We start from the raw sequence: 15,243 nt of genomic DNA, 5'->3' as shown, positions 1-15,243 counted from the left end.
TCCCCTTAAGACTGCAAGACGTCTGCAAGACGCTCAAGACGGCCGCGTACGCTGCCGTCAATGACCATATCACCCGCACGGATGATTACGCCTGCCATTACAGACTTATCGATTTTGCAATTCAGCTTAACTTTGCGTGACAGACGTTTTTCCATAGCGGCGCTGATTTTATTCAGCTGTTCGTCACTCAGTGTAGTGGAAGAGATTACCTCAACTTCCGCAGTCGCATCGTATGCGGCACGTAGCTGGATAAACTGAGCCAGTACATCGGGAAGCGCGGGTAAACGTTTGTTTTCAGCCATGACCTTAATCAGGTTCTGACCGGCTTCATCCAGTTGATCACCACAGATAGCGATGAACTGCGCAGACAACGCTTCCGGCGCTAACGCGCCGGAAAGGAGTTCTGCCACTTGTTCATTGCTGGCTACCTGGGTAGCGAACGCCAGCATCTGCTGCCAGCGATCGACACTTTGATGCTCAACAGCAAAGTCAAAAGCTGCTTTGGCGTAGGGGCGAGCTACAGTAGTAAATTCAGACATCAGCCCCTCCCTCCTTACAGTTCAGCGACCAGTTTATCAACGATGTCGCTGTTAGCAGCTTCATCCACGGAACGTTCAATGATTTTCTCGGCGCCGGCAACAGCCAGCATCGCGACCTGCTTACGCAACTCTTCACGTGCACGTTTGCGTTCGGCGTCAATTTCAGCCTGCGCCTGGGTGACGATCTTGTTACGTTCCTGCTCAGCTTCGGCTTTGGCTTCGTCCAGGATCTGCGAACGACGCTTATTAGCTTGTTCGATGATTACCTGAGCTTCTTCTTTCGCTTTTTTCAGCTGGTCGGTCGCATTAGCCTGCGCGAGATCCAGATCTTTTTTGGCACGTTCAGCGGAAGCAAGGCCATCAGCAACTTCTTTCTGGCGCTTTTCGATAGCAGCCATCAGCGGCGGCCATACGTACTTCATGCAGAACACTACAAACAGGATGAACGCGATAGCCTGGCCGAGGATTGTTGCGTTTAAGTTCACAGCACAATGCCTCTTGTTAAGTTAACTTTCTTCTACCCCTATCTTTCAAGCTGTAGCTGCGTTAGCGGCCCTCTCTCACTCCAGTCACTTACTTGAGTAAGCTCCTGGAGATTCATTCGGTTGCTGCTTTGCTACAACTTGAAATCTACGGGCATAAGTAGAGCAATCTTTAAAACCCATTCATCGACGGGCTAAGCCCTGTGATGAACAATCGAGTTACGCGACAGCAAACATCACGTACAGGCCCAGACCAACAGCGATCATCGGGATTGCATCCACCAGACCCATTACAACAAAGAACTGCGTACGCAGCAGAGGGATCAGATCCGGTTGACGCGCGGCGCCTTCCAGGAATTTGCCTCCGAGGATGCCGATACCGATTGCAGCACCGATTGCCGCTAAGCCCATCATCACAGCGGCAGCCATGTACAGCAGATCCATATTCAGGTTTTCCATGACAGTCTCCAGTTTGTTTCAGTTAAAACGCAGTAGTGTTAATAAAAAATCAATGTTCTTCAGATGCCATCGACAGATAGACAATCGTCAGTACCATGAAAATGAAAGCCTGTAGCGAAATGATCAGGATGTGGAAAATGGCCCATGGCACACTCAGAACCCACTGTGACCACCACGGCAACAGACCGGCAATCAGGATAAAAATCAATTCACCCGCATACATGTTGCCGAACAGTCGCAGACCAAGTGAAACCGGTTTGGACAGCAGGCTCACACCTTCAAGGATCAGGTTGATCGGAATGAAGATAGGGTGATTGAAGGGTTGCAATGTCAGCTCTTTAGTAAAGCCCCCAATGCCTTTCATCTTGATGCTGTAGAACAGAATCAAAATAAATACGCCAAGTGCCATAGACAGCGTGACGTTTACGTCAGCTGAAGGCACAACACGCAACGCTGGCAGACCCAGGAGATGCTCGCCAACATATGGCAGCAAATCGATAGGCAGCAGGTCCATGAAGTTCATCAGGAAGACCCAGACGAAAATCGTCAGAGCCAGCGGAGCGATTAGTTTGCTTTTACCGTGGTACATGTCGCGGACGTTGCTGTCGACAAAGCCAACAACCAACTCTATCGCGGCCTGCAGTTTTCCCGGTACGCCGCTGGTGGCTGATTTCGCAACTTTACGAAACAGCACCAGGAACACCAGTCCCAGCACCACAGAGAAAAACATGGAGTCGATATTTAATACCCAGAACGACGGAGCGTCGTGCGGATTCACTAGCTCGAAGGTACGCAGATCAAGCTGAAGGTTATTCAGATGATGACCTATGTATTCCTGCGGCGTAGAGATTTCTCCTGCAGCCATGATGCCTCTTACCCTTTGTTGTTAATTACAGCCGGTGCGACGATTTGCACAATCAGCACCGATAACCAGGTCAGTCCGAGCGGCGTAAATGCCGCCCCAAATACCGCCAGCGCCACGACAAGCAGAAGAATGGTTGTCAGAACCTTCGCCACTTCACCTAAGGCAAAGCTCCAGGCGACGCGCCCTTTGACCGGGTCTCCCGCCTGATGACGCCAGGCAAAAATCATAAACAGAATGTTTGGCAGCCAGGCCGCCAGACCACCCGCAAGCGCGGATAAGCCCCAGGTCAGATCCTTCAGGGCAAACAGCGCACCGATGATGACCAAAATCACCAGTTGCAGGAGCAACACGGTTCGGGCAAATTTTACTCTGTAAAGGGACACTGACATGACGCTAAAACTCTCCTGCCCCATCCGGGGTATGTCGCGTGTCGTATAAAACTGCCTTTGCCGCTTTGAGTCAAGCAGCAAAAAACGTGCAAATTATACGGTGCGTCCCTGCGATTTCAATGGATAAGTAGCGAAAAGGTGAACAATTATTTAAATTTCTTTCGCCAGCCCTGTTTTTCAAAAGCACGCAGAACGGTAAACAGGCAAAAATTCCCTGCAAAGCCGCTTAAATACTGGTCATAAAGCGTGCCCAAGATCACAATTCAGTAATATATTCATTAATATACAAGCCAGATTATTCCTGGTGTTAATTAATTTAATACTTTAAAAACAATAACTTCTAACAAAACACCGTCACTTATTTTTTGTAGTTACCGGTTTTCTGATTAAAAGCATTAATTGACATCCTTCATAACTAAATTTTTCAGACTTTACGCCACGCTATCCGCATTTATAAAGAGGATATAATCCCCTCCCCTGCCGCTGGAATTTTCATTATCGCGCGGCAAGGTAAATTCCTTGATAACACAATGTGACATTTAGGTTAAATGTAAACAAGCGTGACAGATAATTTCAAGGTGATATTTTAACCTGACAGAAACAATTTAGCGGTCGAAAAAAATCTGCGTATTTCCCTCAAAAGGCTAAATTTGCACCACCCTTTTTCACTCACGGCGGCCGGGCTTTCCAAAAGCCGCCCCGAATGTGTCTGACCTTAAGCTAAATTGAGCGGCATAAAGCACTTACTGCCTGTGTGCCTATTGATAAAACAGGGCATAATCGAGCTAAAAAACTCAAAAAAACTCAGCATAAGCGGATAAATAACCGCCAAAAAGCGCGTCTTATCCGCCGCTTTTTTTGCCGTTTACTATCACCAGATGACGCTCGCCTTCCAGCTGCGGCACAGAAAGTCTGACCACGCGATTGAGGGTAAATCCTTCCGCCAGAGCAGCAATTTCCTCTTCAGGAACTACCCCTTTTAGTGCGTAAAAGTGCCCATTTTGGCCAGGAAGATGATGACACCAACTGAGCATATCATTCAGCGAGGCGAACGCCCGGCTTATGACCCCATCAAACGGCGGCTCTTCGCTAAACTCTTCTACCCTGCTCTGCACCGGCGCAATGTTATCCAGCTTCAGCTCATGCTGAACTTGTTTAAGAAAGCGTATGCGCTTGCCTAAGCTGTCCAGCAGGGTGAAATGTGAATCAGGACGGACAATCGCTAACGGCACGCCAGGTAATCCAGGACCGGTTCCCACATCGATAAAACGGCTGCCCTGCAAATGCGGCTCAACCACGATGCTGTCCATGATGTGGCGAACCAGCATCTGTTCCGGGTCACGCACTGAGGTCAGATTATAGGCCTTGTTCCATTTGTGCAGCAGTTCTACATAGCCAACCAGCTGCTGTTTTTGCTGATCGGACAGAGTTATCTGGGCGGCACTGAGCAGCGAAGAGAGTTTATTAATCACAATGGCATCCGGTAATGATGTTAAAAGGGGCGAAATTATCGCCCCTGAAGTACAGACTGAAAAGCAGAGCTGACTCAGGCGCTTTTGCGCAGCAAACCCTGTTTTTTCAGATAGATCAGCAGAATAGAAATGGCCGCTGGGGTAATCCCCGAAATTCGTGATGCCTGACCAATCGATCCTGGCTTGTGATCGTTGAGTTTGGCAATCGCTTCGTTGGACAGGCCACTCACCTGGCGGTAATCAAGATCTACCGGCAGTAAAGTGTTCTCATTGCGCAGCTGGCGATCGATCTCTTCCTGCTGGCGAGCGATATAGCCCTCATATTTTACCTGGATTTCAACCTGTTCGGCCGCCTGAGGATCGCTCAGCGCAGGTGCAAAGGTGCTCAGCGTCATTAGCTGCTGATAAGTCATCTCTGGCCTGCGCAGCAAATCTTCGCCGTTAGCTTCTTTGGTCAGAGCGGCGCTCAGCACGCCATTCACTTCGTTTACCGTTTCCGATTTAGGGTGAACCCAGATATCACGCAGACGCTGGCGTTCCTGCTCAATGCTTTCCAGCTTCTCGTTGAAGCGAGCCCAGCGAGCATCATCCACCAGGCCAAGTTCACGACCGGCTTCAGTCAGACGTAAATCAGCGTTGTCTTCACGCAGCATCAAACGGTATTCCGCACGGGAGGTGAACATGCGGTACGGTTCTTTGGTGCCCAGCGTACACAGGTCGTCGACCAATACGCCCAGGTAAGCCTGATCGCGGCGTGGTGCCCAGGTTTCTTTGTCGGCAGAAAGTCGTGCAGCGTTCAACCCGGCCAGTAACCCCTGCGCTGCGGCTTCTTCGTAACCGGTAGTGCCGTTGATCTGACCGGCAAAGAACAAACCATGGATAAATTTGCTTTCCAGCGTCGGTTTCAGATCGCGAGGATCGAAGAAATCATACTCAATGGCATAGCCTGGACGGATGATTTTTGCGTTTTCCAACCCCTGCATGGAGCGTACGATCTGCATCTGAACGTCAAACGGCAGGCTGGTCGAGATGCCGTTCGGGTAAATTTCGTTGCTGGTCAGTCCTTCCGGCTCCAGGAAGATCTGATGCGCGTTACGATCGGCAAAGCGCATCACTTTGTCTTCGATGGACGGACAGTAACGTGGACCGATCCCTTCAATCACGCCAGCATACATTGGGCTGCGATCCAGGTTTTGGCGGATCACATCATGGGTTTTTTCGTTGGTGTAGGTGATGTAGCAAGGCACCTGTTGTGGATGCTGCGCGACATTGCCCATGAACGAGAAGACCGGCAGTGGCGTATCGCCGTGCTGCGGAGCCAGTACGCTGAAATCAATGGTTCGGGCATCGATACGGGGTGGCGTACCTGTTTTCAGACGGCTCACGCGCAGCGGTAACTCACGCAGTCGACGAGCCAGTGGGATCGAAGGCGGATCCCCTGCACGTCCACCGCTGTAATTATCCAGCCCGATATGAATTTTGCCATCCAGGAAGGTGCCCACGGTCAGTACAACTGACTTAGCGCGGAATTTCAGTCCCATCTGGGTGACTGCACCCACAACGCGATCGTTCTCAACGATAAGATCGTCGACCGCCTGTTGGAAGATCATCAGGTTCGGCTGGTTCTCCAGCGCAGTACGGACGGCCTGCCGGTAAAGCACGCGATCCGCCTGAGCACGGGTTGCCCGAACCGCCGGCCCTTTGCTTGCGTTTAGTATCCTGAACTGGATACCCGCATGGTCAATGGCATGGCCCATCAGGCCGCCAAGTGCATCCACTTCCTTAACCAGATGTCCTTTGCCGATACCACCGATCGCAGGATTACAGGACATTTGTCCAAGCGTATCAATGTTATGGGTTAAAAGCAGGGTTTGCTGACCCATTCGGGCAGCCGCCATAGCGGCTTCGGTGCCCGCATGACCACCACCGATCACGATGACGTCAAAAGGATCTGGATAAAACATGGTACTGCACCTCGCGGTTGTGCGATTAAGAGATTGGGGTATGTCAGGGCGTGAATTCTACTCAACTTCGGGTGAAGGTGAAAGCTCAGGGGTCAGACACGTATTAAAAAGAAGATCTTTTTTATCTAGAGATCTCTTTACTAGATCTTCTATTAGGATCGACGATCTCTGTGGATAAGCCTTTTTTCCTGATTAGGATCATCGCTTTATCCGGGATCGTTTGCTGTGAAAGATCGGTGATCCTGGCGCGTATAAGCTGGGATCAAAATAGCATGTTATGCACAGGCTCAGGCAAGTACCCGAGTTGTTCTTTGGATAACAACCGGTTATTACCGGGTAATTAGCCATGTTATCCACAGTTGATCGCTATTTAAATGAACAAAATGAGGCAATATTTACAAAACTCTGCCTCTTTTTTCAGCTGTGAACCGCTAAATCATCACGATCCAGCAGTAAGATCGTCAGTTGAGCAACGTTTTCCAGCTCTCGATCCACACCTCTGCGGGATCTTCAGGGATCTCATGTTCCATTACGTCAATATCGAGACGATCGCCCAACCGTTTTGCGCCACAGGAGGCCAAAAGATTGTCCATCTTCTCTATGGCACCGCAAAACAGATCGTATTCACGATTGCCAATACCCACTGCGCCATAACGGACACCGCTAAGATCGGGTTTCTTCTCTTCTATTGCATCGAAAAGCGGTTGCAGGTTATCAGGCAGATCTCCGGCACCATGGGTTGACGTCACTACCAGCCAGGTTCCGCTCACCGGCAGGGCTTCCAGCTCAGGCCCGTGCAGCATTTCTGTAGAAAAACCGGCTTCTTCTAACTTCTCAGCCAGATGTTCAGCAACATACTCTGCGCTGCCTAAGGTGCTGCCACTGATTAAGGTTACGTCAGTCATGAGGGATCCCTGTTCACTAAAGGCGGGTATTGTACGCTGTGATCAGTCTGGGATCTACCTGTGGAAAAATAGGGTTTTTATGTGGGGCGTCTGGCTTACTTGCCATTTTGAATTCGGGCAGTGCTCGCGGTCCTCACATACTTAAGTATGCTGCGGGCGCTGTGCGCTGGCCGAATCCAAACTGACTGCGACGCCGACGACGCTGACTTTTTTGAAGAAAAAGATTAAAAGAAGCTGTGGATAGTTTTGTGCACAGATCAGGGCTTGATCGACCGCATGATCGGGTTTTGCAGGGAGATCAGGGTTTCGGTTGACTGGATTTCGTCAATGGTCTGGATCTTGTTGATCAACACCTGCTGAAGCGCATCAATTGAGCGGCACATGACTTTAATGAAGATGCTGTAGTGGCCGGTGGTGTACCAGGCTTCAACCACTTCATCCAGCGCATCGAGTTTGGCCAGTGCCGCTGGATAATCCCTGGCGCTTTTTAAAATAATGCCGATAAAACAGCAAACGTCATAGCCCAACTGCTTGGGATCGATCTCAACGCGAGTGCCTTTGATAATCCCTGCCTGCTTCATTTTTTCAACGCGTACGTGGATGGTGCCGGGGCTGACATTAAACTGTTTCGCCAGCTCTGCATAGGCGATGCGGGCATTAGCCAGCAGGGCGTTAAGAATGCCGCGGTCGAGATCGTCAGGTTGTTGATTATCGGCCATTATGGCTCCGTCATTGAGGAATTATTAATTTACATGCGGATAATGTGAAGGAATACAGGTGAACAGGCAATATGATTCAATATGCGGGTGCCGGGCAGCACCCGCTTTTGGTAAGTTTATCGTTTACGCCAGACCGTCAACTGCGCCAGGGTATGCTGATATTTACGGGCCGTTTCACGGATGACGAAAGGCACATCCTGCGGTGGCGCAATCTCATCAAAGTCAGTGGCCAGCAAACGTTGCAGCGCCTGATGCGTCGTCAACGCTTCTCCATTCTCCCGGATACCCCCCAGCCAGTTCTCCTTTGGTGTGAACGCTTCCAGCCAGGTATAAGGTGAAGAGAGCATCAGCACGCCACCAGAGTTGATCATGCGGGTGATATCTTGCAGGAAGCGTTTTGGCTGTCGCAGCCTGTCGATCAGGTTAGAGGCAAGGACCAAATCATAACGATCTTTCCCAGGCTTCAGATTGCAGGCATCACCCTGTACGAACCTGATTCGGCTGCCCTGTTCAGGGCCGAGATCAAAATCTTTCAGGCGTACCTGTCGATATTCGACCAAATCGCCTTCTTCCTGCGTCACGTAACGGAAATCTTCACCGCTGGTGAGCTGCAATGCCACGTCGATAAAGCGTGCGGAATAATCCATACCCACGACTTCATCGAAATGACGGGCCAGTTCAAAGCTGGCGCGGCCGGTAGCACAGCCTATATCCAGCGCTTTGCCACGTCTGTCCGTCATCTCAATGGCGATATCCACCAGCGCTTTCGCATAGTTCTGCGTACTGAAATAGTCCGGGCCGTACTGGAAGTCCAGATACTGAGAAACCATGCTGTCGGTTTCGTACGGGTTGAGCGTCATCTTTTCCTGGTGGCTGGAAATCACGTAGCGGAAACCGGCATGCTGGAAGAAGTGACGGCGGAAGGCGTAGCGGGAGGATTTAATCGCTTCATTACCCGTCGAGATCCAGCTGCCGCCTTTGATCAACGCATGCTTGCCGTCAAAGGTTGGCGTTGAGAAATCATCGTAAAGCGGATGAACTTTAAATCCTTCCAGCCCGTTGATTGGCGTCGTCGTCCATTGCCAGACGTTGCCGGTAAGATCAAAGAATTTCCCCTGCGCAAAGCGGTCTACCGGACAGGAAGAAGCCCACCAGGCCAGATTAATATTGCCCGCCTCTGCTGATGACCGGTCATCACCGACCTGTTCACGCAGCAGCAGCCATTCTGCTTCACTGGGAAGCTGCACGGATTTGCCGGTTTCTTCTGCTTTCCAGCGGCAAAACGCAGCGGCCTCCAGCTGATTGACCTCAACGGGCCAGTCCCATGGCATCAGCACTTCTTCGGTTAACAGACGCAGGCGCAGCTGGTCAGGATCGTCAGGCGATCCCACCCAGAACGTTGGCATGACGGCGTTGGCGAAGTTGCGCCAGCCCAAACCTTCCTCATCCCACCAGCGATCGTCCTGATAGCCGCCAGCGGCAACAAATTCGAAAAACTCCGCGTTGCTTGCCAGCATCTGGCTCGCTTGAAACGGGTTTACCTCAGTGGTCAGCGTCCCGTACTCGTTATCCCAGCCGTAAGTCTCATCCGTTTTTCCCTGAGTAACGCGGGCGCCATCAACGGGTAACAGCGTGTTTTTTGGCACGGAATAACGATCGTGACGCGCATCGGGACAGGCAGGCCAGTGCGGTTGCGGATGCACCCATTCCAGCGGCAGCTGGCGGATCAGCACGCTGGAGGTTTCAAGGTGAATACGTTCATGCTCAATGCCCATCAGCACAACCCAGGCCGGGCTGTCCCAGCCAATGGGCAACGTCAGCGGCATCTCTTTAATAAAGTTTTCGACCAGTCTGCGAACTTTACCGCGGTAATCACGCAGTTCAGCAAGCGTCGGCCATTGATAATGCGTGGTATCCAGATCGTCCCAGCTCATCTCATCGACGCCAATAGCCATCATCGCTTCGATATGATCATCGACGCGGTTCTCAACCAGCCCTGCGGCTATCAGCTTATTAATATAGAAAGTCGCGGTATGACCGAAGTAAAACACCAGCGGATGGCGCAGTGAAATTGCTTTGGTGTAATAAGCCTTTTCATCGGCAAGGCAGTCAAACAGACGTTCATAAAGCGTCCAGGTTTGTTGAAAATAAGTGAGGAGCTCCTGACGTTTTTGTTCAGCGTCGCCGCCGTTTAACGGTAAAGTGCGGGTCGGTTCAGGTAGTCCTGATGCAGATTGATTCTGTGCCACGTGTTACTCCCGGTCTTGCTAAAGCGTACATATGACTATAGCAAATAAGCATTGCCGTACTGTTGCAGTGCGAGTACCTACCGCTGCCAGCGCCGCAGCAGGCGGCTTTTCAGACCGGTATCAAACTGCCAGATGTGGTCGAATATACGTAAAATGCCGGGTTTTCCATGATCGGACAGCGCAACCGCGTGAAAGCGTTGCTGCTGGCGCAACTGATGATTTTTGATGGTTTTGACCAGTTCGTCAGGCAGACGTTGAGCAATAAAGTCAGAGATGATGACCGCATCAGCATCATTCCACATCGGCGTGGCGAGCTTCGCCAGTACCGCATCCAGACAGGCTGCCAGATCGGTGCCGCCACGAAAACGCTGGCTGAGAAAGCGGATTGCCTGAGCGATGCCGTCACCTTCTGTTAATTCGTAACCCACGACCTCATGAGCAAAGAGCATCACGTAGCAGCGCCGGTTATCTGCCAGCGCGACTTTCAGCAGCGCCAGGCAGAAGGCTTTAGCACAGCGTTCGTTAAAACCGCCCATCGATCCGGACGTATCGACACAGACAATAAAAGGCCCGCGCGGTTGTTCATCATGATGTTGGTGGGAGACGGGACGCAGGGAGACTTTATCGTGCCAGGCATCACCCTGTAGCCGGTAGGTGAGCAGACGTTTTTCCACCAGCCGCCGGTAAAACTCCAGCTCCAGCTCGCTGATGCCAAGCGTTGCCAGTTCGGGCGGAAGCAGGCGCAGAATATCGTCGCTTTGATGAAGCCCATTCACTTCTTCCGGCACGCTTTCCGGTTCTCTGACCAGCTGGTGGAACGCTTCAAGAGGCGCATCTTCGGTCAGTACTGCTTTTGCTTCGCGGCTGCGTCCTAACTGTTCCGCCAGTTTCCGCAACGTTGGTTGCTGCGCCAGGAAATCACCGTATTCCACAATCAGCTGATAATCGCCCTGCTGGAGAGGGCTTCTGGTTAAATCCCATAACCGGCCTGCCGCCGCTTCATCATTGGCCGACAGCACCGGGGCGAGCTGCCCACTCATCGCCAGCCGCTGCTGGAGCTCGGCCAGCAGTTTTTCCCGCTCCCGATCCAGCAGCTGCTGATTCAGTGAAAGCGTTTGTAGCGTCAGGCTCAATCGCCAGCGCTGGAGGAACAGCGTCTGTTGCGGTTCGCTCATCGACTGGCCTGCGGCAACATTCGCCAGCAGCATGTGTGCTTTTTCGGCAAAGGGCGAGTGATGCTGTTCCAGATGCAGCATCACCTCGGGCAGTTTCAGGCAAAAAGCCTTATGGCTCAGCATCTGACACTGTTGAAAAAGGGCAAATTCAGCGGCTAAATCATCAGGAACTGCCGTCTGTTTCAGCTGTTCGTGGATCTCGCTTTTCCAGCGCGGCAAATCACTCAACAAGGCTTTTTTTAGCCCGGGGAATTTTTCAAAAAATACCGACAGCTGCGGACTGGCCAGCAGCACAATAACCAGTTCTTCAATCAGCTCGCCTTCGCTGACCGCCAGAAACGTGCTTAACGTATCTAACGAAATCAATGGCGAACCTGTTTCAGCCGATCGGCGATCTGTTGCAGGCTTTCTTCAATCTTAGCCAGCCAGTCATCGCTGATAAACAGGCACAGGTGATGTTGGCTGAACAGCGTGCGCTGAGCGTGAAGCTGCGTTTCCACTTCATCAAGCGCGTCGACGATTTCTGGCGGCAGGCCGCTCTCCTGCTGTTTGCCCGGCAGCATCAGGCGGGAAGGCTGTAGGCTGACATCACGCAGCGTCAGACAGTCAGTGCCGTCAACGTGCAAATCCAGCGCCTGAGCAAAGCCAATGCCGTTGAGCTTGCCGCGAACGTCGCCGCCTTTTTGCAGCCAGTGCTGCAATGCTTCACGGGCGATAACCACATGTGTCACCTGCATATCATGCAGCACCAGCGTTTTTTGCAGCATCAGCGTCAGCGTTTCGTCGGCCAGCGTCGCCGGGAGTTCATAGTGAGGCTTACGGACAAACATGCCGCCATGCTTCTCCAGCCTGATCGCCTGCTCAGCGCTTTTTTCCTGCTGAAGGGCCAGACGACGCGAAGCAATCTGTTGGAGTTTGATCAGCATCGACTGTTGCTGCCAGCCTTGTTGCGTGATCAGGTTATCGATCTCACGATCGAGCAGCTTCATGGAGGCCACATCGTGCCAGAGACAATCCTTCAGCAGGATAAGATCAACGGGCGCAATCGCCTGGCGGCCGCTATAAAAGGCGCAGGCTTGCAACAGGTGAATGGCTTTTTTCCAGCGTCTGTCGGAGATATAGGGCGCTTCCGGCTGGTTTTCTAACTGCTGACGTAGCAGGAAAATCAGCTCAAAAACGTCGTCCGGTAATGCAACCTGAGCAATGCCTTTCTGCCAGTCGCTATACTCTTCATCAGTAATGCGAAGCGAATCCGCCACGGGGTTGCTGTTTTCGTCCTGCTGGTGGATAAGCATGCTTTTGAAATTCTGCTTCTCATGCACGTTGTCCAGCCACAGACGAATCAGCATGCGGTCATAGAGCGCTTCCAAACCGCTATCCGCTTCAGGCAGTTCATTGGACGCGGTTACCAGCAGGCGCATCGGAATTTTTTCTTCACAGTCGCCGTTGCGAAACCGACGCTCGTTAATGGCGGTCAGGAGCGTATTTAAAATGGCCGGCCCGGCTTTCCAGATCTCATCCAGAAAAACGATTTCGGCATCGGGCAGGTAGCCTTTGGTGAGTCGTTGATAGCGGCCTTCATCTTTCAGCGCCTGAATAGAAAGCGGCCCAAAAACCTCTTCAGGGGTGGAGAAACGGGTCATCAAATATTCAAAGGCGCGGGAGTGCTGGAAAGCAAACTTCAGGCGACGGGCAATCAGGCTTTTTGCAATGCCCGGCGGACCGAGCAGAAAAACGCTTTCCCCACTCAGCGCCGCCAGCAGGCAAAGCCTGATAGCATGATGGCGCTCGTAAAGTCCCTTTTCCAAGGCATTGCTGAGGCGGGCAATTCTTTCCGCAAGTCGGTGAGGCTGGGACATCATCAAACAGTTATCCTTTTCCACGGTCAGGCCAGCACGGTGACTGGCGAGCGCAAACACTACTGGCTATGATGCTTGAAAGAGTTGATACGAGTCAGCTTTTTTCTTTTCAAAGGGTGACGCAGGCCATTGAAGTGGCTTTCTGTAACGTATTTAAGGATAGGCATTCATGATGATTGATGCATACTGTGCGCTTTTTGATGACCTGATGAGCTGCGAGCTTTATTGCTGCTCCCGATTCCAACAAAAGATCCCCTTATGAGCTCTGATAAAAAGCAGTCCCTTGGTGCCGTAACGCTTGCGGCGATAGGCGTGGTGTATGGCGATATCGGTACCAGCCCACTTTATACCCTGCGTGAATGTCTTTCCGGGCAGTTCGGTTTTGGCGTCGAGCGCGATGCGGTATTCGGTTTTCTGTCGCTCATTTTCTGGCTGCTGATCCTGGTGGTGTCACTCAAATACATCAGCTATGTGATGCGGGCTGATAACGCTGGCGAAGGGGGTATCCTGACGCTGATGTCGCTGGCTGGCCGTAATACGGGCGCTAAAGCCACGGCGGTGCTGGTCATTATGGGACTGATTGGCGGCAGCTTTTTCTATGGCGAGGTGGTGATTACCCCTGCGGTGTCCGTACTGTCGGCCATTGAAGGGCTGGAAATTGCGGCGCCAAATCTTGATGCTTATATCGTACCGCTGGCGATCGCCGTTCTGACGCTGCTGTTTGTGATTCAAAAACACGGCACCGGCATTGTGGGTAAGCTTTTTGCACCCGTTATGCTGCTGTGGTTCGGCGTACTGGCGGTACTGGGCGCGCGTGGTATTATCGATAACCCCGACGTCCTGCATGCCATGAATCCTTACTGGGCGATGCACTTCTTTTTTGAATATAAAGCCGTCTCTTTCTTTGCGCTGGGCGCGGTGGTGCTGGCCATTACCGGCGTGGAAGCGCTGTATGCGGATATGGGCCACTTCGGTAAACTGCCTATCCGGCTGGCCTGGTTTATGGCGGTATTGCCATCGCTGGTGCTGAACTACTTCGGCCAGGGCGCGCTGCTGCTAAAGCATCCTGAAGCGATCAAAAACCCCTTCTTTCTGCTGGCACCGGACTGGGCGCTGATCCCCATGCTGATCCTGGCCACGCTGGCGACGGTCATTGCTTCGCAGGCGGTGATTTCCGGCGTCTTCTCGCTGACTCGCCAGGCCGTGCGTCTGGGCTATCTGCCGCCGATGCGTATCGTTCACACCTCGGAAGAAGAGTCCGGACAAATATATATCCCGATCATCAACTGGATTTTGTTCTTCTCGGTAGTGATTGTGATTATGGGCTTTAAACATTCCAGCAATCTGGCCGCCGCCTATGGTATTGCCGTGACCGGCACCATGGTTCTGACCGCCATTCTCTGCACCACGGTAGCGATTAAAAACTGGCACTGGAACCGCTATCTGGTGCTGTTTATCCTGGTTTGCATGCTGTGCATCGATATTTCACTGTTCTCCGCCAACCTGGTGAAAGTATTCTCCGGCGGCTGGCTGCCACTGAGCCTGGCGCTGGTGATGTTTGTGATCATGACGACCTGGAAAAGCGAGCGTTTCCGCCTGCTGCGTCGGATGCACGAGCACGGTAATTCTCTGGAAGCGATGATTGGCTCCCTGGAAAAATCGCCGCCGGTACGCGTGCCAGGAACCGCGGTTTATATGTCCCGCGCATTGAACGTCATCCCGTTTGCGATGCTGCATAATCTCAAACATAACAAAGTATTACATGAGCGAGTGGTATTGTTGACGCTGCGGACGGAAGATGCACCCTACGTGCATAACGTGAAGCGCGTGACCATTGAGCAGCTTTCCCCCACCTTCTGGCGTGTTGTCGCGAACTACGGCTGGCGAGAAACGCCAAACATGGAAGAAATCTTCCACCGCTGTGGGCTGGAAGGCCTGAGCTGCCGGATGATGGAAACCTCGTTCTTTATGTCGCATGAATCGCTGATTATCGGTGGCAAACGCCCCTGGTATTTGCGCCTGCGCGGCAAGCTGTTTTTGGCCTTGCAGCGTAATGCATTGCGCGCGCCTGACCAGTTTGAGATCCCACCTAACCGGGTTATCGAGTTGGGCACTCAGGTTGAAATCTGAATGCCCAGGCGACCTGGCCTGAAACAACACTTTCCC

13 protein-coding genes are annotated in these 15,243 nt (G+C 52.1%); 1 reads left to right on the top strand and 12 read right to left on the bottom strand.

Going from position 1 to position 15,243, the window contains the following annotated elements; translation table 11 throughout:
• Window positions 1-5: 5 nt before the first annotated feature.
• The 12 genes from atpH to ravA form a co-directional block, all read right to left on the bottom strand.
• Window positions 6-539 (bottom strand): F0F1 ATP synthase subunit delta, encoded by a 534-nt coding sequence (gene atpH, locus EHV07_RS23305; RefSeq protein WP_147200442.1) that lies wholly within the window; start codon window positions 537-539, stop codon window positions 6-8.
• A 14-nt stretch (window positions 540-553) separates the two neighbouring features.
• Window positions 554-1,024 carry a F0F1 ATP synthase subunit B gene (atpF, locus tag EHV07_RS23300; protein ID WP_147200441.1) on the bottom strand — a complete coding sequence of 157 codons (471 nt, stop codon included), beginning with the start codon at window positions 1,022-1,024 and terminating at the stop codon, window positions 554-556.
• A 216-nt stretch (window positions 1,025-1,240) separates the two neighbouring features.
• Window positions 1,241-1,480, bottom strand: coding sequence for a F0F1 ATP synthase subunit C (gene atpE / locus EHV07_RS23295; protein WP_003849523.1), 240 nt, complete (start codon window positions 1,478-1,480; stop codon window positions 1,241-1,243).
• A gap of 49 nt (window positions 1,481-1,529) precedes the next feature.
• Window positions 1,530-2,345, bottom strand: a complete 816-nt coding sequence (gene atpB, locus EHV07_RS23290) for a F0F1 ATP synthase subunit A (protein WP_147200440.1) — start codon at window positions 2,343-2,345, stop codon at window positions 1,530-1,532.
• 8 nt (window positions 2,346-2,353) lie between these two features.
• Window positions 2,354-2,734 carry a F0F1 ATP synthase subunit I gene (gene atpI / locus EHV07_RS23285; RefSeq protein ID WP_147200439.1) on the bottom strand — a complete coding sequence of 127 codons (381 nt, stop codon included), beginning with the start codon at window positions 2,732-2,734 and terminating at the stop codon, window positions 2,354-2,356.
• Between the two features lie 842 nt (window positions 2,735-3,576).
• Window positions 3,577-4,206, bottom strand: a complete 630-nt coding sequence (gene rsmG / locus EHV07_RS23280; RefSeq protein WP_147200438.1) for a 16S rRNA (guanine(527)-N(7))-methyltransferase RsmG — start codon at window positions 4,204-4,206, stop codon at window positions 3,577-3,579.
• A 74-nt stretch (window positions 4,207-4,280) separates the two neighbouring features.
• Window positions 4,281-6,170 carry a tRNA uridine-5-carboxymethylaminomethyl(34) synthesis enzyme MnmG gene (mnmG, locus tag EHV07_RS23275; RefSeq protein ID WP_147200437.1) on the bottom strand — a complete coding sequence of 630 codons (1,890 nt, stop codon included), beginning with the start codon at window positions 6,168-6,170 and terminating at the stop codon, window positions 4,281-4,283.
• A gap of 461 nt (window positions 6,171-6,631) precedes the next feature.
• Window positions 6,632-7,075: an FMN-binding protein MioC gene (gene mioC, locus EHV07_RS23265; RefSeq protein WP_147200436.1), complete on the bottom strand. Its 444-nt coding sequence runs from the start codon at window positions 7,073-7,075 to the stop codon at window positions 6,632-6,634.
• A gap of 257 nt (window positions 7,076-7,332) precedes the next feature.
• Window positions 7,333-7,794 (bottom strand): transcriptional regulator AsnC, encoded by a 462-nt coding sequence (gene asnC, locus EHV07_RS23260; protein ID WP_147200435.1) that lies wholly within the window; start codon window positions 7,792-7,794, stop codon window positions 7,333-7,335.
• Window positions 7,795-7,910: 116 nt separating this feature from the next.
• A complete protein-coding gene (gene ovoA / locus EHV07_RS23255; protein WP_147200434.1) occupies window positions 7,911-10,043 on the bottom strand; it encodes a 5-histidylcysteine sulfoxide synthase in 2,133 nt (710 codons plus the stop codon).
• 77 nt (window positions 10,044-10,120) lie between these two features.
• Entirely contained in the window at window positions 10,121-11,584 is a 1,464-nt protein-coding gene (gene viaA, locus EHV07_RS23250; protein ID WP_147200433.1) for an ATPase RavA stimulator ViaA, read from the bottom strand.
• On the bottom strand, window positions 11,581-13,077 hold the full coding sequence (gene ravA, locus EHV07_RS23245; RefSeq protein ID WP_147200713.1) for an ATPase RavA: 1,497 nt from the start codon (window positions 13,075-13,077) through the stop codon (window positions 11,581-11,583). The genes viaA and ravA overlap by 4 nt, the downstream gene beginning before the upstream one ends.
• 258 nt (window positions 13,078-13,335) lie before the next feature.
• Here ravA and kup point away from each other — a divergent pair, with 258 nt between their 5' ends.
• On the top strand, window positions 13,336-15,207 hold the full coding sequence (gene kup, locus EHV07_RS23240; protein ID WP_147200432.1) for a low affinity potassium transporter Kup: 1,872 nt from the start codon (window positions 13,336-13,338) through the stop codon (window positions 15,205-15,207).
• Window positions 15,208-15,243: the final 36 nt, after the last annotated feature.

The sequence above is a fragment of the Pantoea sp. CCBC3-3-1 genome (assembly GCF_007981265.1).
Taxonomy (GTDB): Bacteria; Pseudomonadota; Gammaproteobacteria; order Enterobacterales; family Enterobacteriaceae; genus Erwinia.
Note: the sequence above shows the minus strand (reverse complement) of the source record. Positions and strands in the feature narration are given on the sequence as shown.

Coding starts and splice junctions, on each gene's coding strand:
- atpB (WP_147200440.1), bottom strand. CDS start 2,345: ATGGCTGCAGGAGAAATCTCTACGCCGCAGGAATACATAGGTCATCAT.
- mioC (WP_147200436.1), bottom strand. CDS start 7,075: ATGACTGACGTAACCTTAATCAGTGGCAGCACCTTAGGCAGCGCAGAG.
- ravA (WP_147200713.1), bottom strand. CDS start 13,077: ATGTCCCAGCCTCACCGACTTGCGGAAAGAATTGCCCGCCTCAGCAAT.
- mnmG (WP_147200437.1), bottom strand. CDS start 6,170: ATGTTTTATCCAGATCCTTTTGACGTCATCGTGATCGGTGGTGGTCAT.
- atpH (WP_147200442.1), bottom strand. CDS start 539: ATGTCTGAATTTACTACTGTAGCTCGCCCCTACGCCAAAGCAGCTTTT.
- asnC (WP_147200435.1), bottom strand. CDS start 7,794: ATGGCCGATAATCAACAACCTGACGATCTCGACCGCGGCATTCTTAAC.
- kup (WP_147200432.1), top strand. CDS start 13,336: ATGAGCTCTGATAAAAAGCAGTCCCTTGGTGCCGTAACGCTTGCGGCG.
- atpE (WP_003849523.1), bottom strand. CDS start 1,480: ATGGAAAACCTGAATATGGATCTGCTGTACATGGCTGCCGCTGTGATG.
- atpI (WP_147200439.1), bottom strand. CDS start 2,734: ATGTCAGTGTCCCTTTACAGAGTAAAATTTGCCCGAACCGTGTTGCTC.